Consider the following 21013-nt stretch of genomic DNA (forward strand, 5'->3'; position numbering starts at 1 on the left):
ACGGCGGCACTCACGCGGGTGCCGCCGTCGTCCGCCGTGGGGGCAGGTTCATTCGCTGAACGGCGTCAGCACGATCTTCCCGCCGCCGTGGCCGGCCATGCTGGCCCTGAAGGCCGCCGCCAGTTTCTCCAGCGGATAGGTCGCGGCCACATCCACCGTGAGCCGGCCGGCATCCGCCAGGGACGCCAGCCGACCCAGCTCCCGGCCGTCCGGCCGGACCCAGATGTGGCGGCCGCCGCGCGCCACCACCGACGGGTCGGCGATCGAGGCGTGCCGCCCGCCGGGGCGCAGCACGGCCAAGGTGGTCTCCAGCACGCCGCCGGCGAAATCGACGACGGCGCCCACGCCGCCGGGTGCCAGCGCGCGGACCCGCTCGTCGAGACCCTCGCCATACTCGACCGGCTCGGCGCCCAGCTCGCGCAATCGGTCGTGATTGCGGGCCGAGGCCGTGGCGATGACACGGACGTTCCCGGCCAGGCCGGCCAGTTGGATCGCCGCCCGCCCCACCCCACCGGAACCATTGTGAATGAGCAGCGTGCCGCCGCCGTCCCTGTCATCCGGGGCGATGCCCACCGCCGCCAGCGTCCGCAGGGCCGTCAAACCGGTCAACGGCAAACCGGCGGCCTGCTCCCAGGACAACGACGTGGGCTTACGCGCCACCATGGCGGCCGGCAGTGCCACGAGCTCGGCGAACGTGCCGCCCTGGACGGTGTCGCGCCGACCGTACGCGAAGACCTCGTCGCCGGGGGTGAACTCCGGGGTGTCCAAGCCGACCGTCTCCACGACGCCGGCCACGTCCCAGCCGGGGACGACGGGGAAGTGGACGTCCATGATGGCGTCCAGGCCGCCGGCCATCAGCTTCCAGTCCACCGGGTTCACGGCCGCCGCCTTCACCCGGATCAGCACGGAGCCCGGCGAAACCTTCGGCGTGGGAAGCTGGGATAATTCCAGCACGTCGGGGCCGCCGTAGCGGGCGTAGGTCATGGCCTTCATGGTGGTGCCCATGGGAGCCGCCTTTCATTGGGTTGGTTCCACCGGCCAGGCACGGGGTCAGCCGCGTTCCGCGATTTCCTTCACGGCCTTCACGAGGCTGTCCCACATGCCTTTCGAGTGTTCGGCCTCTTCGGCGCTGGCGTTGTTGTCCTGTGCAAGCGTCAGCACCGTGCTACCCGCCCGGTCCTCGAGCGTCCAGGTGAGCGTGTGGTAATTCTCCGGGACGTCGTCCTGGCCGGACAGCGGGCTGAAATGGGTGGTGACGAGCCGCTTCCCCGGGTCGGCCTCGAGGACCGTGCCCCTGTCCTCGTACGGTTTGCCGTCCCAGACGCCGCGCCACAGGATGGGGCCGCCGACGGTCCAGTCCGTCACGAGCTCCGTGCCGAACATGAACTCCCGGGCCGCGGCCGGATCCGTGATGACCGACCACACGCGCTCCGGGGGCGCCTCGATGGTGATGGTTGAGGTGGCGACAAAATTCCCGGTCATGGTCTGCTCCTTCGACGGACTGTGCCATTGGACGGGCATCGGCTCCGCCCAAGCCCCACACTACGCCGGGCGGGCTCCCGGGGAAGTTCCCTTCGGTGTGGCCGCCTGCCGGCCGCCGCAGCCTGACGCGAGTCCGGCAGGGAGCGCCCGCCTTCAGCCCGTTTCGCCGTATTGCCTCGCCCTGTTCCTGGGTGTGCCGGTCAAGGTGTCTACGATGTCGAGCCCGGGCGCAGCGGCTTCAGCGCGCGCTCCACGTCGGCAAGGTTGAACTCCGTCGGATCCAGTGTCTCCCCGTCGTGCAGCCCGAGCCAAACACGTAGTTCCTCGGACTCCGGGGTGACCGGACCGTTGGCGGCCTCAACCTTGTCCATCCAGCCCCACGGGCCGCCGGTGTCCTCCTGTGGCGCCAGCCCCCGCCCAGCCGTGCAGCGTGGCAGCGTGCCCGGGGCGGCCGCGGGCAGCACCTTCTCCAGCGTGAGCGTGTGTTCCCAGGAATCGCCAAAGTCGTACTCGTAGACCAGCTTGTCCTTCTCCCGTTTGAGCACGTCGGCCAGGGTCACGGCCGTTTCGTCCTTGGCCGGCTCGCCCCACGCGAACGCGTCCGGGTCGGGCAGCTGATACGTCGTGCCGTGCCGCCCACCTACCCGAAAGGCATGCATGTGGTAACCCTCCCAGTCGAACAACGACTGGATCACGTAGTGGACCGCATTAAGCGACAGCTCGGCCGGCACCTCGACGCGGCGCCACACGGGCGGGCGGATCCCGTCGACCTGCACCTTCAATTGATAGGTTGCCGCCGACGGAGTCGCCGGCAACCTATCAGCGCCGGCGGTGTCGAAGTCCGCGTCGCCCTCCGCCACCAGGCCGATCGCGCGCGCCAGCGGATCCCGCAGCACCCCCGGCACCTGGACGAATTCGCCCAAGGTGACCAGCCCGTCGTCCGCCCACTCGATGATCTCCGCATGCAGCCTGGTCGCGAGCCCGATCACGTCGGTTCGGGCGGCCGCGGAGACCGCGTCAAGACGCGGCGGGTCGGCGGATCCGGCGGCGGCCAGGACGGAGTGGCGCAGTTCGGGCATGAGGCCCGCGGCGAACCAGTCCCCGTCGGCCAGGATGCCGACGAACAGGGCGAACGCCATGGACCGGGCCAGGGCGCCGGGACCCACGTCGCCGGCCAGCACGCTCTCGCCCAGCGGCGTGAGCCGGGCCCGAGTGGAGCCCACCGTGATGAATCGGGCAAGTTTCAAGGCCTGCCAATGGTTGGCCAGTCGCGGCAGCTGGTTCATGGACTGCACCACCACGCAGTCTTCCGGTGTGCCGTCCTCGAGGATGGGTGCCCGTTTGGCGGCCCCGACGGCGTTGATGCCTAGACAGCCGGCCGCGGCCCGGATGTCGTTGCGCCGCAGCAGCCCGGTGCCGGTCACGTTCCTGCCCGCCCCGACCCAGCGCAGCAGTGCCAGCGTGTGGTCCCATAGCGGCAGGCCCTCGGCCTGGGCGTCGGCGTCGGCCGCGCTCAAGCTGGGGATGACAATGCCGGCCGCGTCGTCGTCCGTCCCCTGCGCCCCGTGGTACGCGACGTCGTGCGCGAGGGCCAGCGCCTCCTCGGTGCCGGTCCAGCGGCCCGTCTCGCGCAGGAAATCCAGGTACATGAGCAGGAATTCGGCGCATCCGGCGGCCATCTCGGGGTCAAAATCCGCGGCGTCGTCAAGCAGCACGGCGACCCGCGCCGGGTCCAGGTTCGTCAGGTCGGGGTCGGGTGCCAGGTCCGCGTACCGGCTGAGGAAATTCTGCACCACCGTGCCGATGTCGGCGGCGTCGCCGGCCAGGGCCGGCTGGGCCGCCAGCCAGTCGGTGAAGCCGGGAAGGGCGACGGCGGGCGCGCCGCTCTTGCTGTTCTTGGCCATGGGGTCCTCACATCGGCGGGGGAAGGATGGGCACGATTCTACGTGGCGGAACAGCGAAAGAGACGCTGTTGGCCATGTCAATTCCCCAGATGATGCAGGTGAACGCCGCTCATTCCTGCATTATCTGGGGAATCGCCGCAGGCCTGGCCATGACGGTCGCACTCACGGGGCGAACCGCCGTCGTCCACCTGGCGGCTACGGCCGCAGGTCCTCCAGCTCCTCGTTGGCCTCATCGACGTCGAACTCCTCCGGATCCACCGTCTCGCCGTCGGCCAGGCCCAGCCAGTCGCGGTAGTTCACGTGCTCCGGATGGGAGGGATCCTCGGCGGCCGCCAGGATGTCCATCCAACCCCACGGCCCGCCGGAATCCTCCTGCGGTGCCAGCCCGCGCCCGCCGCCGCAGTTCGGCAGCCCGGCGGCCGGCAACGGGGGCAGCACCTTCTCCAACGTGATGGTGTGCTCCCAGCTGTCGCCGAAGTCGTATTCGTACTTCATCCTGTCCTTTTCCCGGGACAGCAGGTCCACGAGCCGGACGGTCGTCTCGTCGACGGGCGGGTCGCCCCAGTGATCGGCGTCGGGATCGAAAGGCCCGTACGTGGTGCCGCGCGGGTCCCCGTCGTGGAACATGTGCAGGTGGTAGTCCTCCCACCGGAAGATCCGCTGGATCACCTCATGCAGTTCATCCAGCGTCGTCTCCGCCGGCACCTCCACCCGGCGCCACACGGGCGGGCGGATGCCGTCGATCTGGATTTTCAGCTGGTAGGTGGCCTCGGACGGCCCGCGCTCGGCCGCGGCGCGCGACGGTGCAGCCGCCAACCCGCCGCCGAGCGTCCCCACCAAATCCAGCACCATCTGGCGCAGGACAGGCGGCACCACGGCCCGGTCGCCGAGAATGAGGAGCCCCTCATCCGCCCACGCCCGGATACTCTGCCTGAGGGACTTCGGTGTCAGCTGTTCGAGCTGGAGCTTGTCCATCGCGGCACCCAGCAGGGCTTTCGTGTTCGGCGGGGTGGCCGAGGAGGCCGCGACGAACAAGCCCGTCGCCAACGTCTGGAGCTCTGCTTGGAAGAGCCACTCGGGTTCCTCGAACAGGATTTCGTGGTAGAACGACAGCGCCACCGCCCGGGTGGCGCGCACAGCCGCAACGGCCTCCGGCGTCGCCGCGGCCTGGCCGGGCTCGTTCGCGGCTGCCAGCACTGTGGCGGCGTCGGGCCCCGGCCTCACCGTCGTGGCGCCGATCTGGATCAGCCCGCAATTCGCCAACGCCTTCCAGTAGGACATGAGGCGTGGCGCATCCAGCATGGTCGTCACGACGCGCGGGGCGTCCGGATCACCGCGTGGTTCATAACGCCGCCGCCCCACGAGGTTGTCGCCCACGCACGCGGCCGCTTCCTCGATGTCCTTCAGCCGCAGCACGCCGGTGCCCGTGACCTCCCTGCCGGCGCCGATCCATCCCAGCAATGCGACGGCACGCTGCCACAGCGGCAACGAACGCGCCTCCGCCCAGGCCTCGTCGTCGGTCAACGCCGGGACGACAATGTCTGGAAGAGCGACGTCCAACTCGTCGTCATGGTCCAGCCCGCTGATCTCCAGCACTTCCGACAGGTCGGCTTCCGTGCCCGTCCAGGCCCCGGTCTCGAAGAGGTAGTGCACATACAGGTGCACGGTCATGCCCAGGATCTCGCCCATCATCGGGTCGAGGTCGTCGATGCCGCCCAGCGCCTTTTCGACGGCGTCCGGCTCAAGCGCCGTGACGTCAAGGTGCCGGGCGGCGTCGCCGTACATCCCGAAAAAGTCCCGCATGACCTCCACGATCTCCACTTCCTGGTCCTTCGTGTCCGGGCGCCGCCGCAGCCACTCCGTGAAGGCCGGAACGACGACGGCGAACGCGCGGTCCGCGCGTGCCTCGGCAAGGGAGGTGATGTGGGAGGTCCCGGCGCGCACCGCCGGGTTGCCAGAGCGGTTCTTGCTCTTGCCGTGCTTGGTGTTCCGGGCCATGGGGTCCTCACGCTGGGGTCGGGGTTGGAGAAAACCCTATCCCAAAGCGCGCCTACTCGCCCCTGGCCCGCTCCACCAGCAGCGTCACGATCCGGGCCACGAGCTCCAGCGGGACCGCCTTGTCCAGCGGGAACTTCACCGTGCCCTTCGCGGCCAGGTACGGTGCCACGTCGCGGGAGAACTCGGCGTCGCCTGCCGGCAACGGATACAGCGACACATGGTGTTTCCAGCCGGCGAAGAACACCACGGGCTTTCCGTCCAGACTCATGGTGGGCATGCCGTAACTGATGGATTCCGCCAGGTGGGGCGCCGTGTCCAGGATGGTGCGCCGCAGCTCCTGCAGGACCTCCTGCACGGGCGCGGGAAACGACGCGATGTAGTCGTCAACGGTCGCGAAAGGTTGTGCCATGGACCCATTATCCCTGCGCAGGAACCGAGGGCGCGGCGGTGGGTGCCCGCCGCCGGTTGGGGAATACAACCGGCAGGCGGCGGGACCAGCACCGTGCTGCATGGCTCCGGCAGGCCGGCCCGTCGCCGATCAGATCGTGACAACTGCGGGCGTGGGCGGGCATGCGGGACATCCCTGCAACACGCTTTCATTCTTCCGCCCGACGCTGGAAGCGGGCCCGAAGAACGCTGGGCAGCCGCCGACAATGCGGCCCACCCGTGACCCGGTCAGGTCCTGGTGCTACGCTCCGAACAGCATCGCCTGGAAGGAATCATGGCCCGGCTCAAACTCACGGACTGGTGGGACAAGCTCTTCGCCATCGGCATCGCGCTCAAGGGGCTCGACGGCGTCATCGAGCTCCTTGGCGGCTTCGCCCTGCTGTTCGTCGGACCGGCCCAGATCAACCACTGGGCGTTCCTGTTCACCCGGTCGGAACTCAGCGAGGACCCCAACGACTTCATCGCGAACCACATCCTGGCGGCCGCAGCCAAGCTGACCGGCAACATCGTGCTCTTCACGGCCGTGTACCTCATCGTCCACGGCCTGGTGAAGGTCATCCTGGTCGGGGCACTGCTGCTGAACCAGACGTGGGCGTACCCGTGGATGATCGGCGTGCTCGTCCTGTTCATCGTGTACCAGCTGTACCAATTGGCGGTGAAATGGTCGTGGGGCCTGCTGGCCCTGACGGTGTTCGACGCGTTCATCGTGGTGTTGACCTGGCACGAGTACAAGAGGCACAGGAAACGACACACCGCCGCACCCGGCCCGCGCCGCGAGACCGCACCCGCGCCCCGGGTTCGCGGCCGCGTGCCTATGCTGGAGGGGCCGGCCCGGGAATTGGACCGACGCGTCTGGACCGACGCACAGCGACCGATCGAATCGGAGGGCCTCAACATGGCGGCATGGCAGGAAACACTTCATCTCTGGGGGCCCGCATGGGCGGCGGTCCGCGGCCTGGACGGCGCCTGGGACGGTGCGGCGGTCGCCGTGGACGGCGGCGAGACCGTCCTGGCCTGGCCCGGCGACATCCCGGCCACCGGTGCCGTGACGGTGGTGACCGACCAGCCCGGGGACGCCGGCGCGGCGGCCGCCGGGCAGGGCCTGGCCGCCGCCGGTGAGCTAGTGCTGCTCACCGCCCGGACGCAGGACCTGGACATGGTCCCGGGCTTGCCGCCGAACGCGAACCTGGCCGAGGCGCCGCTGGAGATGTACGACGCCGTGGAGGTGTCCCTGTTCGACCGGCCCGTCGCCGGCGGCCGCATCAAGGTCGGTGACGGCCTGGCCGTCCTCGGCGGGCTGCATGTCGACCCCGGCCATGACGACATCGCGGCCCAAATCGAGGCCGCCATGATCGCCTCGCTCGGTGAAGAGGCCTTCCTGCACGGCGCCGACACACTGTACCTCGTCGCGGACGCCGACCAGGCCGCCCGGTTCGCCGGCACCGGCTGGACGGAGGCGGCCCGGCTGCTCAACTTCATTCGTCCCCACTTGCCGGCCTGAAAATCGCTGGCGCGATTCTCAGGAACCTGGCAAGCGTGGGCCCGCACGGAAGGACGACGGCGGAACTCGTGAGTGCCGCCGTCGTCCTTTCGCCTTGGCAGGGTCAGTGCGTGGACTTCCGGCGCCGCGTGGCGATCAGCAGGACCGTGGCGGCCAGGATCAGCGCCAGCGCGCCGGCGACCAGCGGCAGCAGGCCCACGGCACCGGTGTGGCCCAGCTCCTGCGGGTCGGCCTGGTTGGACGGTCCGGGCGGCGGCAGGGTCGACGTGCCCGGCACTTGCGACGAGGGGGCGGTGGAGTGGCCGGGCGTGCCTGCCGGTGCGGTGGAACCCGTCGGCTTGGCCGTCGCCGGCGGGGCGGGCGCGACCACGACCGTGGACAGCTGCGCACGTTGCCCCGAACCGTTGTGCAGATGCAGGAACAGCACCTGGCCGGCGGGGGCCGCGGCTGCCACGCCGGCGGGCGCAGCGGCCCGCGTGCTCGCCGGTGTACGGTGCACGGTCAGCGCCGTGTTCGGCGCGTCAACGAACAGGGCGGACTGCCCGGTCCTGTCCGCGCCCTGGAACCACAGGGACGGCGTGACGGGGTTGAACGTGATCCAGTTCGTCTCGTCGACCGGCAGCTCGCTGCCGTCCTGGTCCAGCGGCTGGTATGTCGTGTAGGTCGCCACACGGTACCTGATGGTGGCCGGCTTCGACGGGTCGATGCCCAGCACCGACGCCTTGACGGGCAGCACCAGCGTATTGGTGTCGAACGTGTTCGTGTCGACGTTGCCGCCCACGCCGTTGGCGAACTCGGGGGCGGCCAGCTGCCCGCCGAGCGTCGTGTCGTAGGGGGTCACCAGGATGGCGTCCAGTCCGGCCTGCGCGCCGGTCTGCAACACGTAGTCGGCCTGGTAGTCGCCGTTCGCGTCGGCGCCGCTCACATTGACCTCGACGCTGATGGCGCTCGCGTTCATCAGCGCCGGCCAGTTGCCCCAGGTGCTGACGCCGAAGTAGAGCATGCCATCGGCGGCCGGGTCGCCGCCGGCCGCCTTGATGGCCGGGATGGTCGAGGAGGCGCCCACGTACTGCAGGTCCATGGAGCGGCTGGTCACGGGCGCGATCTCGGCGTCCGGGAGCTTGGGACTCGTGGCCCCGAGCACGAACGGCGCAACCACCGACCGGTACGCCTGGGTGCCGGCGCCCTGGGTGACACCGCGGCCGGACATGGAGACCCGGGCGGTGGCGCCGTCATGGGTGAAATTGACGGTTTTCGCCGCGGACATGGCGGAGACGGGCTTCGGCGCCGCATACACCGGCACGCGCAGCTTGGGCGTCGTCGGCGAGGTCAGCTCGACCCAGCCGGACGCGTCTGCCAGGAACTGCCGGGCCGCGCCCATCTGGGTCGGCGACATCGTCGGGTCCATCGACTTGGCCAGCGCGGCCGGATTGGCAATGGAAAGCGTCACCGTCACCTGGGCGCTCCCGCCCGCCGGCACGGCCACGACGGGCGGTGACACCGTATATGCCACACCCGGCATGGACGTGGCCGCCTGGTAGCCGACCGCGAATTCCTGCGGCCCGGCGCCGCCATTGGTCACGGTGACGGTCTTCGCCACCGTGACCGGCTGGTCCGTGACCTCCATGACGCCGTAGTCGACGCTGGTCAGGACCGGGTCGTCGGTGGCGTACGCGCCGATTTGGTCCGTCGCCGCCGTCACGGCCGCCAGCGCGTCCACCCGGCCGGAACCGACCCGGTTGGGCCCGAACACGGCACCGCCTTGATGCACGTCGTGGACGGCGGTGTTCATGATGGCGGTCTTGACCTGGTACGGATTCAGGGGGCCCATGCCCATCAGCAGCGCCGCGATGCCGGCAACATGCGGGGTGGCCATCGACGTGCCGCTCATGACGGCCACGCCGGTGCCCGAGCCCACGCCGGCGGACGGGATGGATGTTCCCGGGGCGGCGACGTCGGGCTTGACGATCCCGGTGGAGCCGTGGACGCCGCGCGAGGAGCCGTCATTGAGCGTGTCGAACGCGCCCGAGGGTACGCTGACGGTGCCCCGCAACGCCGGATCAAGTGTCAGCTGCAGCGTGCCGGCCTTGGCGGCCGGCGTGAGCGCCGTGGTGGCCGGGCCATTGAGCTGCAGACCGGGGATGGTCGCGTTCCCGCCGATGCCGTTCGCGAACGACGCCGCCGTGGAGGTCAGCACCACGCCCGTCGCTTCGGCCTTGCCCGCATTGTCGAACCGGGCCGTGGAGCCGCACGCGCGCGCCGCCGCGTTGTCGCCCCATTCGAGCATGACCCACTTGCCCTTGATCGTGGCGGCGTCGGCCGCACTGAACGGCGCGCAGCCGTCCAGGTTGTCGGCCGGGGCGTACACGACCGTGCCGCTGAGCTGCGCGCCACTTGGCGGGGCGTCATAGTTGAAGTTGCCCGAGAACTGGCCGGCGTACGTGCCCTTCACCGCCGCAGGGGCGGTGGCCAGGATGCCGTCGGCGGCCGCGGTGGACCCCACGCTGTTGGCCACGGCGAGACTGGACCGGGCATTGCCCGGTGAGCCACCGACGTCGTACACGTCATCGGCGTTGCCGGAGGCGACCACGGTGAGCACGCCCTCCGTCGTCATCTTGTCGATGATGGCGTTCTCGGGGTCGTCGGCGGGCGACCAGTCGCCGCCGAGCGACAGGTTCACGATGTTGGCGTGATCGCTGAAGTCGCCGTCGCCGTTCGGGTCCATCGCCCGGTCCAGGGCCTCCCCGATGACGTCGGAGGAGCCGCTGCAGCCGAAGACGCGCAGCGCCAGTAATTTGGCCTGCGGCGCGGAGCCCGGGCCGATCCGCATGGCGTTCACGGTGGCGTCGGTCAGGGTGCCGTAGTCGCCCGTGAACGTGGTGCCGTCGGCGTTGACGCCGAAGCCGGCGGCCGTGCCGGCCACGTGCGTGCCATGGCCGTCGCAGTCGAGCGGGTTGTTGTCGGGGTGCGGGACCGGCTGGTAGTTCGGGGACCCGGGGTCGGCCTGGTAGTCGTCGCCGACCAGGTCGTAGCCGCCGACGAACTTGCTCGGGTCGTAGGTGCCCGGGACGAGCGTCGGGGACGCCTTGGCCTGAGCGAAGGCGGCCTTCGTGCCCGGGCCGCCGAAGTCGGTGTGCGTGTAGTCGATGCCGGAGTCGATCACGGCGATGGTGACGCCCGCGCCGGTCTGGTGCGTCTGCGTCCACGCGTTCAGGGCCTGCGTGTCGACGGCCGTGCCGGAATTGCTCAGGTGCTTGGTGACAAGGGGGGTGATCTTGACGACGTCGCTGCGGCCGGCCAGGGCGCGGATGGCGGCCGCGTCGGCGGTGATGGCGGTGCCGGGCAACGTATTCGTGGTCGTGTACAGGGTCGTGGCGCCGGCCTGGCCGGCCACCGACCGGGCCGTGGCGTCGATGCCGGCGCGAACCCGTTTCACGGCATCCGGGTTGCGGACCGGCGCCGAACGGGCCGGCCGGTTCGCGGCCGGCGGCTGCGTCGCCTCGAACGCGCCCTTGCCCGTGAACTGCACGTAGACGGACAGCCTGCCCTTGGCCGTGGCCAGCGAGCCGCCGAACTTGTGCGCCGGGGCCAGGGATTGCGGGGCCGCGGCGTGGCCGATGCCCGCCGCCGGCGCCGGGGCGTCATCGGCCACGGCCACACTGACGGTGGTTGCCGCGACGGCCAGGCCGGCCAACGCGGCCAACAGGCGGGCTCCGGTGCGCGAGGGCATTCTGCTCATGGATCTCCTCATGGGGGGACCACCCGCTCGGGCGTGCACGACGGGGGGCATGGTGCGGTGATGCGGGTTCCGTCTCGGAGCGAACCTTGCACCAGTTTTCTGGACATCGACTCGGCTGTCAAAGCGCCACGCCATGGCAGAATGGGGGATGGTCCGGGTGCAGACGGGCCCAGTGCTAATACAGCCCACCACGCCCGGAACACCCATCGGGGCGGGCACGGTGAGTGCGAACCACTACCCCAAGATTTGAGTTGGATCCATGTCCTCGCTGCAAGGCAACGTCTCGCCCACGCAACCGTCCGCCCGACCGCAGGCCAAGAGCGCACCCCGCTTCGCCGCCGTCGGAAGTCCCTTCTTCGGCATCCTGCTGGCCTGCATGGCCGTGATCGTCATCCTGTCCAACATCGGCGCCGCCAAGGGCGTGCAATTCGGCCCGATCGTCACCGACGGCGGCTTCTTCCTGTTCCCGTTCGCCTACATCCTCGGTGACGTGATCAGCGAGATCTACGGCTTCAAGGTGGCGCGCCGGGCCATCCTGGCCACGTTCGCGCTGTCCGTTTTCGCCTCGCTGACCTACTGGGTGATCATCGCGCTGCCCGGGTTCACCGATGACTACGGGCGCGCGAAGCAGGCGGCGCTGGAGGGCGCGCTCGGGCCGGTGCCGCAGATCGTGCTGGCCAGCATGCTGGCGTTTCTGGCCGGGCAGACCATCAACTCGTTCATCATCGTCCGGCTCAAGGCGCGCCAGGGCGAGCGGAAGCTGTGGATGCGGCTGATGGGTTCCAGCGGCGTCGGCGAATTCGTCGACACGCTCATTTTCTGCACCATCGCCGCACCCGTCATCGGCATCACCGGCTTCGGCATGTTCGCCAACTACGTGCTGGTCGGCTTCGCCTACAAGACGGCCGTCCAGTACGTGCTGGTACCCGTGACCACGCTCGTCATCGGCTGGTTCAAGCGGCACGAACCGAGCTACGCCGCGTAGCCCTCACAGGTTCGGGTAGTACCGGCGCAGCGTCTCCGCCTTGAACTCGAAGAACCTGCCATCCTCGATGGCCCGGCGCGCGTCGTCGACCATCGTCACCACGAAATGTTCGTTGTGGATGGAGAGCAGCGTCGCGGACACCATCTCCTTGGCCTTGAACAGGTGCTGGATGTAGGCGCGCGAATAGTTGGCGCAGGCGTAGCAGCCGCAGCCGTCCACGAGCGGGCCGAAGTCCCGCTTGAAGCGCCTGTTGGACAGGTTCAGCCGGCCGTCCGGGGTGTAGAACGCCGAGTTGCGGGCCACCCGGGTGGGGGAGACGCAGTCGAACGTGTCCGCGCCGTTCTCGATGGCCGTGAAGATGTCGTCCGGTTCGGAGATGCCCAGCAGGTGCCGCGGCTTGTCCTCCGGCAGTTCCTCGGCGCACCAGCGCACGATCGTGCCCAGGTTCTCCTTCTCCAGGGCCCCGCCGATGCCGAAGCCGTCAAAGTTCATGGCGCCCAGGTCGCGGCACGCCTTCCGGCGCAGGTCCTCGTACTGGGCGCCCTGGATGACGCCGAACAGGGCCTGGTACGGTTTTCCGACGCGCTCGGCCGTCAGCCGGAAATGCTCGGCGATGCAGCGCTGCGCCCACAGCCGGGTGCGCTCCAGCGACGTCTCCTGGTAGCCGCGGGAATTCAGCAGCGTGGTCAGCTCGTCGAACGCGAACATGATGTCCGCGCCGATCCGGTGCTGGACGGCCATGGAGATCTCCGGCGTGAACCGGTGCCTGTCGCCGTTGAGGTGGGACTTGAACCAGACCCCGTCGTCGTCGATGTGCGCCAGCCGCTCCTTGCCCGCGGCCACCGAGTCGTCGACGCCGGCGTGCGGCGCCGCCGCGGCAGCGTCCATGTTGATGACCTTCTTGAACCCCGAGCCCAGGCTCATGACCTGGAACCCGCCCGAATCGGTGAACGTGGGGCCGGGCCAGTTCATGAACTTCCCCAGCCCGCCGGCCTCGTCGAGGATGTCCGCGCCCGGCTGCAGGTACAGGTGGTAGGCGTTGGACAGCAGCGCCTGCGCGCCGAGCGCGCTCATGGACTCCGGCAGCACCGACTTCACGCTGGCCTTGGTTCCCACGGCGATGAACGCCGGTGTGCGGATCTGCCCATGCGGGGTGCTGATCACGCCGGTGCGGCCCAGGAACGTCCCGCCGTCGGGCGCCGCTGGTGCGCAGGAATCGGCCATCCGGGTGGTCACGTCGAAGGAGAATTCCCGTTGCGTGGCCGGGCGTGCCGCCGGCGGGGCGCTTGCGGGCGCGGCGGGGCCGGTGTCGATGGTGGGCATCCCCCCATTTTGCCAGCAGTTGGCGCCGCGCCCGATTTGACCTTGTGCAACAAAGCCGTCAAGGAACACAATGCAAATGTCAAATCGGTGCCGTGCATGCCCGAAGGAGTCGCGATGTCCACCCTGAGCAATACCCATGACACGCCCACGCGGGGCCCCGCCAAACCGCTGCCGTACATCATCAGCGGCGTGCTGCTGGCGATCGCGGTCGTCGTGCCGCTGGTCGTCCCGATCTACTCGCACGCCGAACCGCACCTGGGCGGCATCCCGTTCTTCTACTGGTACCAGATGCTGTGGGTGCCCATCGACGCGGCGCTGATCGGCATCTGCTACGTGCTGATGACCCGGGAGGATCGGCGCCGCCGCGATGTGCTCAAGCGGCCGGCGGGGCGCGGCTCCCGCGCCGACAACGCGGACGACGGCGGTGAGGGCAGGTGAGTGCCGCGGTGCTGGCCGCGGCGGATCCGGCCACGCGCGGTGTCAGTGTCACGCCGCTGATCGTCGTCATCGTCCTGTTCGTCCTCGTCGGCCTCATGGGCTTCTACGCGGCCCGGTGGCGCGGCGGCGGCAAGGAGGGCCTGCATTCGCTCGATGAGTGGGGCCTGGGCGGGCGCAATTTCGGCTCCTGGATCACCTGGTTCCTGCTCGGCGGCGACCTGTACACGGCGTACACGTTCGTGGCCGTGCCGGCCGCCATGTGGGCCACCGGCGCCGTCAGCGGCTTCTTTGCCGTGCCGTACACGATCGTGCTGTACCCGATCGTGTTCCTGCTCATGAGCCGGCTGTGGTCGGTCTCGCACCGGCACGGCTTCGTCACGACGGCCGACTTCGTGGGCGGGCGCTACGGCAGCCGGCCGCTGTCGCTGGCCATCGCGCTGACCGGCATCGTGGCCACCATGCCGTACATCGCCCTGCAACTCGTCGGCATCAAGGCGGTGCTGACCGTGCTGGGCGTGGGCAGTTCCGGCAACTGGTTCCTGAACGACCTGCCGCTGATCATCGCGTTCGTCGTGCTGGCCGCCTACACGTACACGTCGGGCCTGCGCGCGCCGGCGATGATCGCCGTCGTCAAGGACGTGCTCATCTACCTGGCCGTCATCGTGGCGATCATCTACCTGCCGGCGAAATTGGGTGGCTGGGATCACATCTTCGGCGCCGCCGAGGCGAAGATGGGCGCCGTGAACGCGGCCACCGGCAAGCCGGCCGGCGTGTTCATCCCCGGGGCGAACAGCTACTCGGCGTACTGGACGTTGGCGTTGGGATCGGCCATGGCCCTGTTCATGTACCCACACTCGATCACCGGGGTGCTGGCCACGAAGAGCCGCAACACCATCCGCAAGAACGCGGCCGTGTTGCCGCTCTACTCGCTCATGCTCGGCTTCCTGGCCCTGCTCGGGTATGTGGCCATCGCGGCCGGGACCAAGCCCACCGAGCTGGACGGGAAGACCATCAACCCGCAGCTCGTGGTGCCGCAACTGTTCCTGGACCATTTCCCGGGCTGGTTCGCCGGCGTCGCGCTGGCCGCCATCGCCGTCGGCGCCCTGGTGCCGGCCGCCATCATGTCGATCGCCGCGGCGAACCTGTTCACCCGGAACATCTACCGGGACTTCTTCGTCCCGAACGCCACGCCCCAGCAGGAGGCGAAGGTGTCCAAGCTCATCTCCCTCGTCGTGAAGCTGGGCGCGCTGATCTTCGTCATCGCCATGGACCAGTCGGCGGCCATCAACATGCAGCTGCTGGGCGGCATCTGGATCCTGCAGACGTTCCCGGCCATCGTGGCCGGGCTGTACACGCGCTGGTTCCACCGGTGGGCGCTGTTCGTCGGCTGGGCGGCCGGCATCATCTACGGCACGGTGGCCGCCTACAACGTGGTCAATCCGGTCACGCACGCCCACTTCGGCGGCGCCGTCGCCGCCATTCCGGGGACCACGATCACCATGTACATCGCGATTGTGGCGTTCGCCGTGAACGCCGTCGTGGCGGTGCTGCTGACGTTGCTGTTCCGGGCGCTGAAGGTCCCCGGAGGCAGGGACATCACGAAGGACTCCGACTACGGCGCGGACGAGGCCGATCCCACGGTCCGCCAGCTCACGGAAAAGGGGGAGGGCGTCACGGCCTGAGTGGCGGTGGTCGGGTCAGTCGGGACCCGGTGGTCGAGCTTGTCGAGACCTGATTTCGACAGGCTCAATCACCGGTGGTCGAGCTTGTCGAGACCTGATTTCGACAGGCTCAATCACCGACGACGGGCTCAATCACCGATGACAAGCTCGACCACCGACGCGGTCAGTCCTCCGGGAAGTGCGTCTCCATGAACCCGTCCCAGTGCGAGCCGATCGCCTCGAAATCGGCGGCGCCCAGGCCATAGGTGGACGCGATGACCAGGGCGCCGGGCCGGTCGCGCACGCCGTCCAGGGGTGCCTGCTCGGCCAACACCAGAAGGCCGTCGCCGTGCTCGGCGTAGTCCGCGACCGTGAGCCCCAGCTGCGTGCCGGTCCGGTACCAGACCTTCCCGGCCAGCGTGGCACCGGTGGTCAGCGTCACCTCGTACGCCTCGCCGGGGTCGGGCAGCCAGCCGGTGTCGATGCCCAGTGCGTCCCACAGCGAGGTGTGGTTCGTGCTGGTGCCGTCGCTGTAGATGGTGCGTCGCGGGGTGTGCGGGTGGCGTTCGAGCGCGAATCGCAGTTGCTGCATGAACATGCTCCAGCCCTCGGTGATGTCGGCGTCGTACTTCGCCCATTCACCGGTCGCCACGCCCCGGGTCAGCGACAGCAGCGTCCCGTCCGGGTGCGGGGTCAGCGTGAACACGTCGCCCATGTCCAGCTCCAGCCGGAGGTGGTCGGCGCTTTCGCTGACGTTGTCGTAGTAGATCTGCTGGATCTCGGCGTCCAGCCCGTCCATCTGCCAGCCGTGCCACTGGGCGATCCGTGCCGGCTCCCGCAGCATCAGCCACACCTGCTCCGCGTCGGCGTTGACAAGGACGGAAAGCTGATTGGTGTCCATATGCGTAATGTACGCCGCTTGCCCGGGACCGGCCAGAGCACGACGACGGCACGGGCCGCCGCTCTCCGGGCGCCGGTCAGGCGCCCGGAGAGGCCCCGGACGACGGGCCGGAGGCGTTGAGCCGGGCCAGCAGGTCCGCGAAGCGGGCCACGTCGTCCGCGCCCCAGCCGGCGAGCCGCTCGTACAGCAGGGCCCGGGCCGCACTGACCGACTCCCGGTAGCGGGTCGCGGCGGAATCCGTCAGCGTCATGAGCATGGCGCGGCCGTCGGCCGGGTCGGGGGTGCGCACGAGGAGGCCGTACTCCTCCAACTGTTTGACGGTTCGGCTCATCATGGCCTTGTCCACCTGCAGTGCCTCGGCCACGGCGGCCTGCTGCTGCCCGCCCGAGTTCGCCAGCACCGAGACCACCTTGTAGCCGAGCGGGTGCAACCGCGTGTCGATGGCGGCGGCCCGTTCGCGCAGCGAATCACGGGCCTTGAGCATCATGGTCCCGAACTCCCGCTCGACCGCCTCGATCAGCGGCCGCATCGCCGGGTCCGTGGCATCGTCGGTGGCAGCCATGCCTCCCAGCCTAGCCGTTGTCAGGCGAGCCGGAGCCGGCACCCGTCCCATCGGCTCCGACGCCGGCCAGCTCGCCGTCGTCGACCACAGTACCTTCGAGAACCGCAGTGCCTTCAAGAACCACAGCGGAACCGGCGGCCGCGGCACCCGGGCGCGCGCCGCCGTCGTCCGCGTCCTCCGTGCTGCGCTCGTGCCGCGTCATGGTGCTCAGTGGCAGGTTCGGCAGCAGGGCGACGGCGAGCAGCGTCAGCAGCGTCAGTGGCGCGGCCACGAGGAAGTTGTGTGCCACCGCGTCGCCGTAGACCGATTCAAGGACCGCGCGCACCGGTTCGGGCAGTGAATGGACGGCCGGGATGGTGCCCGAGGCCAGGGCGGCGGCGATCTGCTTGCCCTGGTCGCCGACGGACGCGATGGCGGACATCAGGTCGCCCTGGCGATCGTGCATCAGGTCGCCGATCTTGGTGGTCATGATCGCCCCGAGCACGGACACGCCGATGGTGCCGCCCAGGCTGCGGAAGAACGCCACGCCGGAGCTGGCCACGCCGATCTCCTGCGGGGTGACGGCGTTCTGGACCACGAGGACCAGGTTCTGCATGACCATGCCCATGCCGGCGCCGAGCAGGAACATGTAGACGGAGACGAGCACGAAGTTCGTGTCGTAGTGGATGGTGCCGAGCATGGCCAGGCCGATTGACTGCAGCACGGCGCCGACGACCATGAACGCCTTCCACTTGCCGTGCTTGGTGATCTTTGCGCCGACGATCGTGGAGATGATGAGCAGGCCGCCCATCATGGGCAGCGTCATCAGGCCGGACTGGGTGGCGTTCGCGCCGCGGGCCAGCTGCATGTACTGGGCCAGGAACACGGACGTGCCGAACATGGACACGCCCACCGAGATCGAGCCGATGACGGACAGTGTGAACGTGCGGTTGCGGAAAAGGCTCAGCGGGATGATCGGTTCCTTCGCCTTCAGCTCGACGATGACGAACGCGGCCAGGGCCACGACGGCACCGCCGACCATCCAGGCGGTGGTGGCGCTGGCCCAGGCGAACTGGTTGCCGGCCAGCGACACCCAGATCAGCAGCAGCGAGACGCCGGCGGAGAGCAGCAGGATGCCCGTGTAGTCGATCGAGACGCGGCGCTTCTCCTGTCGGGGCAGGTGCAGTGTCTTCTGGATGAGCACCAGGGCCAGGGCCGCGAACGGGAGGGCCACGAAGAAGTTCCAGCGCCAGTTGATGGCGTCGGTGATGAAGCCGCCGATCAGCGGACCGCCCACGGTGCCCAGGGCCATGACGGCGCCGAACAGGCCCATGTACTTGCCGCGTTCGCGCGGGGAGAGGATGTCGGCCATGACGATTTGGCTCAGGGCGGCCAGGCCGCCCGCGCCCAGGCCCTGGAAGACGCGCATCGTGATGAGCATTGACGCGTCCTGGGAGAACCCGGCGATGGCGGAGGAGACCACGAAGACCAGCAGCGCCAGCTGGAGCAGGAGCTTGCGGTTGAACAGGTCGGCCAGCTTGCCCCAGATCGGGGTCGAGATGGTGGTGGCCAGCAGTGTTGCCGTGACCACCCAGGTGTAGGAGGTCTGGTTGCCGTGCAGGTCGGAGACGATGACCGGCAGTGACGTGCTGACCACGGTGCCGGCCAGGATGGAGACGAACATGCCCATGAGAATGCCGGTCAGCGCCTGCAGGATCTCACGGTGGGTCATCTTCGCCCCCGTCTCGGGCGGATGGAGTGCTGTGGATGCCAAGAGGGCCCCCTCGAGGAAGAGAAGTGATTGGTTGTTACAAGCAACTATATATAGATGGTTGTGATTCGTCAACCAATTCGCCTTCCGGGCCTGGGCCTGCGTGTGGCCCCAGCCAACTCCCGGCGGGCTACCGCCCGACGCCGGCGTAGGCCAGGGCCTGGCGGACCAGGGAGCCGCGCCCGCCGGCGAACTCCGCCTGCACGCCGGGGCTGAGGACCTCCTCGGGGGACATCCAGGTCAGCTCGAGCGCGTCCTGGCGCGGCGTGCACTCACCCGCGACCGGCACCACGTACACCATGGCCACGGCGTGCTGGCGCTCGTCCGTCAGCCCGGTCTGCGACGGCGACGGGAAGTATTCGGCCACCGTGAACGGCACCGGGCTGACGGGCAGCTGGGGGAGGGCCAGGGGGCCCAGGTCCTTTTCCATGTGCCGCAACAGCGCCCCGCGGATGGTCTCCCGGTACAGCACCCGGCCGGACACGAGCGTGCGGACCATGTTGCCCTCGTCGTCGGCCTGCAACAGCAACCCGACCTCGTTGACGTAGCCCAGCGGGTCCAGCCGGACGGGCACGGCCTCGACGTAGACCATGGGCAGGCGGTTGCGGGCTTCGCGGAGGTCGTCGTCGGACAGCCAGCCGGGATACGGGTCGGGGGTGCGCACGCTCATACAACAGTTGTACCGGATGAAGGCCGCGTCCGCCGCCACCGCGACGCCCGGTCAGTGCCGCGTGTAGCCGTAGAGGTCGCGCTGGGCCTCGTTGATCCACAACGTGGCGCCGGGGCGATCCGGGCAGGGCGCGTGCAGGGTGCGCCCGTACGCTTCGTCGACGATGTGCCCGGTCAGCCCGGCCGCGGCGAGCGCCGGCAGCAGCTCCTCGAGGTCGCCGGCATATTCAAAGCTGGGTTCGACGGCGTTGTGCTCGCCGTGGTGGGTGGCCGCCAGCCCGCCGTTCTTCGCCCGGAACGTGGCCCAGCCGCCCGTGTCGGAGGAGATGGCCGGGCGCGCGCCGATGGCGGTCAGCACCTCTTGTGCCGCCGCCGGATTCGGGGTCTTCCACAGCTGCAGGACGGCCAGGGCGGGGCGGGCGGCGGCGTCCTCCGTCGCCTCCTGGACGGGGCCCTCCTGGACGGGGTCGGCCAGGAAGGCGAATCCGTCCGGCGCGGTGACCCGCACGCTGGGGCCGCGGTCGGCGTCCGCGAATTCGGCGCGGGTGCCGGCCGCCACCGTGCGGCGGGAGAACTCGTCCCTGTCCCGGATCTCGAAGCCGAGGACCGTCAGGCCGTCCTGCGGGCCGCCGGGCTCCGCCCGGTGCAGCGCGATCCGGCCGTCGCCGGAATCGAAGACCCGCCAGTCCGGGGAGTCCTCGACGGCGCGCAGGCCGAGGGCCGTGAGCAGGGTGGCGTAGTCCTCGAGGCGGGAGGTGAAGTGGATGGGGCGGACGCGGAGCATCAGTTTTCCTTCCGCAGGTAGGCGCGCAGGACGTGTTCGACGAGGGCGGACAGGCTGGTGCCCTCGTCGATGGCCCGGTGCTTGATGTCCCGGACCAGCTCGGCGGGCAGGTACACGTTGAACTGCGACTTCACGGTCATGGCTAGAATGCTAGCATAGTAGCCACGGAATCGGCGCTACCATGGGCCCATGGTTGCGCAACTTCCCGAACTGCTGCTCCCGGATGCGCCCGCGTGGCGGGCATGGCTGGCGGCGAACCATGCCACGAGCGCCGGCGTGCGTCTGGTCCTGCACAAGAAGGGCGGCAACGTCACGCACCTCGACTACGCCGCCGCGCTGGATGAGGCCCTGTGCTTCGGCTGGATCGACGGGGTCATTGGCCGGCGCGACGACGGCAGCTACGTGACGCGGTTCACGCCCCGCACGCGCACCAGCAAGTGGTCGCGGAACAACGTGACCAACATCGAGCGGCTGTCCGGGGCCGGGCGCCTGGAACCGGCCGGGCAGGCGGCCGTCGACGCGGCCAGGGCCGATGGGCGCTGGGAGGCGGCCTATGCGGCCCAGTCCGACGCCGAGCTGCCCGCGGACCTCGCCGCGGCCATCGCCGCCAACCCGGCGGCGCAGGCCATGTTCGACGTCCTGACGGCGGTGAACCGCTACGCGCTGATCTACCGCAGCGGATCGGTCAAATCGGCGAGCGTCCGCGCCGCGAAGATCGCCGGCTTCGTCGACATGCTGGCCCGCGGCGAGACCATCTACCCGCAGAAGCGCCGCCCCGCGCCGTGACCCGCCTCCAGTCAACATGCAGGTTGCATGCAGGGAACCGGGAGTCGCCGGGTGCATGATGGACCGGTGAATCTTCGTCTCTC

General features: G+C 69.5%; 18 protein-coding genes. 5 read left to right on the plus strand and 13 right to left on the minus strand.

Features of this window, described 5'->3' with window-relative positions:
- Positions 1-48 precede the first annotated feature (48 nt).
- The 5 genes from EJC77_RS03335 to EJC77_RS03355 form a co-directional block, all read right to left on the minus strand.
- Positions 49-993: an NADP-dependent oxidoreductase gene (locus EJC77_RS03335; RefSeq protein WP_125610228.1), complete on the minus strand. Its 945-nt coding sequence runs from the start codon at positions 991-993 to the stop codon at positions 49-51.
- A gap of 57 nt (positions 994-1050) precedes the next feature.
- Positions 1051-1482, minus strand: a complete 432-nt coding sequence (locus EJC77_RS03340) for an SRPBCC domain-containing protein (protein WP_125610158.1) — start codon at positions 1480-1482, stop codon at positions 1051-1053.
- A gap of 209 nt (positions 1483-1691) precedes the next feature.
- The gene (locus tag EJC77_RS03345; protein ID WP_125610159.1) at positions 1692-3386 is read right to left on the minus strand and encodes a plasmid pRiA4b ORF-3 family protein; all 1695 of its coding nucleotides are present in this window, start codon (positions 3384-3386) and stop codon (positions 1692-1694) included.
- 195 nt (positions 3387-3581) lie between these two features.
- Positions 3582-5384, minus strand: coding sequence for a plasmid pRiA4b ORF-3 family protein (locus EJC77_RS20605; protein WP_205786815.1), 1803 nt, complete (start codon positions 5382-5384; stop codon positions 3582-3584).
- Positions 5385-5436: 52 nt separating this feature from the next.
- Positions 5437-5793, minus strand: a complete 357-nt coding sequence (locus tag EJC77_RS03355; protein ID WP_125610160.1) for an iron chaperone — start codon at positions 5791-5793, stop codon at positions 5437-5439.
- 312 nt (positions 5794-6105) lie between these two features.
- Between EJC77_RS03355 and EJC77_RS03360 the strand changes: the two genes are divergently transcribed.
- Positions 6106-7332, plus strand: a complete 1227-nt coding sequence (locus EJC77_RS03360) for a DUF2127 domain-containing protein (protein ID WP_125610161.1) — start codon at positions 6106-6108, stop codon at positions 7330-7332.
- A 103-nt stretch (positions 7333-7435) separates the two neighbouring features.
- Here the strand turns inward: EJC77_RS03360 and EJC77_RS03365 are convergent, their stop codons facing one another.
- Positions 7436-11071: a S8 family peptidase gene (locus EJC77_RS03365; RefSeq protein WP_125610162.1), complete on the minus strand. Its 3636-nt coding sequence runs from the start codon at positions 11069-11071 to the stop codon at positions 7436-7438.
- A 259-nt stretch (positions 11072-11330) separates the two neighbouring features.
- Here EJC77_RS03365 and EJC77_RS03370 point away from each other — a divergent pair, with 259 nt between their 5' ends.
- On the plus strand, positions 11331-12056 hold the full coding sequence (locus EJC77_RS03370; RefSeq protein WP_125610163.1) for a queuosine precursor transporter: 726 nt from the start codon (positions 11331-11333) through the stop codon (positions 12054-12056).
- Between the two features lie 3 nt (positions 12057-12059).
- On the opposite strand, the gene tgt is transcribed toward EJC77_RS03370, so the two are convergent.
- Positions 12060-13379 carry a tRNA guanosine(34) transglycosylase Tgt gene (gene tgt / locus EJC77_RS03375; protein ID WP_125610164.1) on the minus strand — a complete coding sequence of 440 codons (1320 nt, stop codon included), beginning with the start codon at positions 13377-13379 and terminating at the stop codon, positions 12060-12062.
- Between the two features lie 114 nt (positions 13380-13493).
- On the opposite strand from tgt, the gene EJC77_RS03380 reads away from it, so the two are divergent.
- Both EJC77_RS03380 and mctP read left to right on the plus strand, forming a co-directional pair.
- Complete coding sequence (locus tag EJC77_RS03380) at positions 13494-13817, plus strand: DUF3311 domain-containing protein (RefSeq protein WP_125610165.1); 324 nt, start codon at positions 13494-13496, stop codon at positions 13815-13817.
- Positions 13814-15499, plus strand: coding sequence for a monocarboxylate uptake permease MctP (gene mctP, locus EJC77_RS03385; RefSeq protein ID WP_240629729.1), 1686 nt, complete (start codon positions 13814-13816; stop codon positions 15497-15499). Before EJC77_RS03380 ends, mctP begins: the two co-directional genes overlap by 4 nt.
- Positions 15500-15662: 163 nt before the next feature.
- Here the strand turns inward: mctP and EJC77_RS03390 are convergent, their stop codons facing one another.
- From EJC77_RS03390 to EJC77_RS03415, 6 genes are all read right to left on the minus strand, one after another.
- Positions 15663-16379, minus strand: a complete 717-nt coding sequence (locus EJC77_RS03390) for an SRPBCC family protein (protein WP_125610166.1) — start codon at positions 16377-16379, stop codon at positions 15663-15665.
- A gap of 76 nt (positions 16380-16455) precedes the next feature.
- The gene (locus EJC77_RS03395; RefSeq protein WP_164520306.1) at positions 16456-16941 is read right to left on the minus strand and encodes a MarR family winged helix-turn-helix transcriptional regulator; all 486 of its coding nucleotides are present in this window, start codon (positions 16939-16941) and stop codon (positions 16456-16458) included.
- A 10-nt stretch (positions 16942-16951) separates the two neighbouring features.
- Positions 16952-18742, minus strand: coding sequence for an MDR family MFS transporter (locus tag EJC77_RS03400; protein WP_476712878.1), 1791 nt, complete (start codon positions 18740-18742; stop codon positions 16952-16954).
- Positions 18743-18821: 79 nt separating this feature from the next.
- Positions 18822-19361: an NUDIX hydrolase family protein gene (locus EJC77_RS03405; RefSeq protein ID WP_125610168.1), complete on the minus strand. Its 540-nt coding sequence runs from the start codon at positions 19359-19361 to the stop codon at positions 18822-18824.
- A 51-nt stretch (positions 19362-19412) separates the two neighbouring features.
- Positions 19413-20144 (minus strand): VOC family protein, encoded by a 732-nt coding sequence (locus EJC77_RS03410; RefSeq protein ID WP_125610169.1) that lies wholly within the window; start codon positions 20142-20144, stop codon positions 19413-19415.
- The gene (locus EJC77_RS03415; RefSeq protein ID WP_125610170.1) at positions 20144-20284 is read right to left on the minus strand and encodes a ribbon-helix-helix domain-containing protein; all 141 of its coding nucleotides are present in this window, start codon (positions 20282-20284) and stop codon (positions 20144-20146) included. Before EJC77_RS03415 ends, EJC77_RS03410 begins: the two co-directional genes overlap by 1 nt.
- A gap of 49 nt (positions 20285-20333) precedes the next feature.
- Here EJC77_RS03415 and EJC77_RS03420 point away from each other — a divergent pair, with 49 nt between their 5' ends.
- Complete coding sequence (locus EJC77_RS03420; protein ID WP_125610171.1) at positions 20334-20930, plus strand: YdeI/OmpD-associated family protein; 597 nt, start codon at positions 20334-20336, stop codon at positions 20928-20930.
- Positions 20931-21013: the final 83 nt, after the last annotated feature.

The organism is Specibacter cremeus (genome assembly GCF_003946885.1).
Classification (GTDB): domain Bacteria; phylum Actinomycetota; class Actinomycetes; order Actinomycetales; family Micrococcaceae; genus Specibacter; species Specibacter cremeus.

Excerpts from the sequence above, each read along its gene's own strand:
- EJC77_RS03380 (WP_125610165.1), top strand. The coding sequence starts at position 13,494 with ATGTCCACCCTGAGCAATACCCATGACACGCCCACGCGGGGCCCCGCC.
- EJC77_RS03390 (WP_125610166.1), bottom strand. The coding sequence starts at position 16,379 with ATGGACACCAATCAGCTTTCCGTCCTTGTCAACGCCGACGCGGAGCAG.
- EJC77_RS03360 (WP_125610161.1), top strand. The coding sequence starts at position 6,106 with ATGGCCCGGCTCAAACTCACGGACTGGTGGGACAAGCTCTTCGCCATC.
- EJC77_RS03370 (WP_125610163.1), top strand. The coding sequence starts at position 11,331 with ATGTCCTCGCTGCAAGGCAACGTCTCGCCCACGCAACCGTCCGCCCGA.
- EJC77_RS03420 (WP_125610171.1), top strand. The coding sequence starts at position 20,334 with ATGGTTGCGCAACTTCCCGAACTGCTGCTCCCGGATGCGCCCGCGTGG.
- EJC77_RS03395 (WP_164520306.1), bottom strand. The coding sequence starts at position 16,941 with ATGGCTGCCACCGACGATGCCACGGACCCGGCGATGCGGCCGCTGATC.
- tgt (WP_125610164.1), bottom strand. The coding sequence starts at position 13,379 with ATGCCCACCATCGACACCGGCCCCGCCGCGCCCGCAAGCGCCCCGCCG.
- EJC77_RS03415 (WP_125610170.1), bottom strand. The coding sequence starts at position 20,284 with ATGACCGTGAAGTCGCAGTTCAACGTGTACCTGCCCGCCGAGCTGGTC.
- EJC77_RS03410 (WP_125610169.1), bottom strand. The coding sequence starts at position 20,144 with ATGCTCCGCGTCCGCCCCATCCACTTCACCTCCCGCCTCGAGGACTAC.
- EJC77_RS03405 (WP_125610168.1), bottom strand. The coding sequence starts at position 19,361 with ATGAGCGTGCGCACCCCCGACCCGTATCCCGGCTGGCTGTCCGACGAC.
- EJC77_RS03345 (WP_125610159.1), bottom strand. The coding sequence starts at position 3,386 with ATGGCCAAGAACAGCAAGAGCGGCGCGCCCGCCGTCGCCCTTCCCGGC.
- EJC77_RS03365 (WP_125610162.1), bottom strand. The coding sequence starts at position 11,071 with ATGAGCAGAATGCCCTCGCGCACCGGAGCCCGCCTGTTGGCCGCGTTG.
- EJC77_RS20605 (WP_205786815.1), bottom strand. The coding sequence starts at position 5,384 with ATGGCCCGGAACACCAAGCACGGCAAGAGCAAGAACCGCTCTGGCAAC.
- EJC77_RS03335 (WP_125610228.1), bottom strand. The coding sequence starts at position 993 with ATGAAGGCCATGACCTACGCCCGCTACGGCGGCCCCGACGTGCTGGAA.
- EJC77_RS03355 (WP_125610160.1), bottom strand. The coding sequence starts at position 5,793 with ATGGCACAACCTTTCGCGACCGTTGACGACTACATCGCGTCGTTTCCC.
- EJC77_RS03340 (WP_125610158.1), bottom strand. The coding sequence starts at position 1,482 with ATGACCGGGAATTTTGTCGCCACCTCAACCATCACCATCGAGGCGCCC.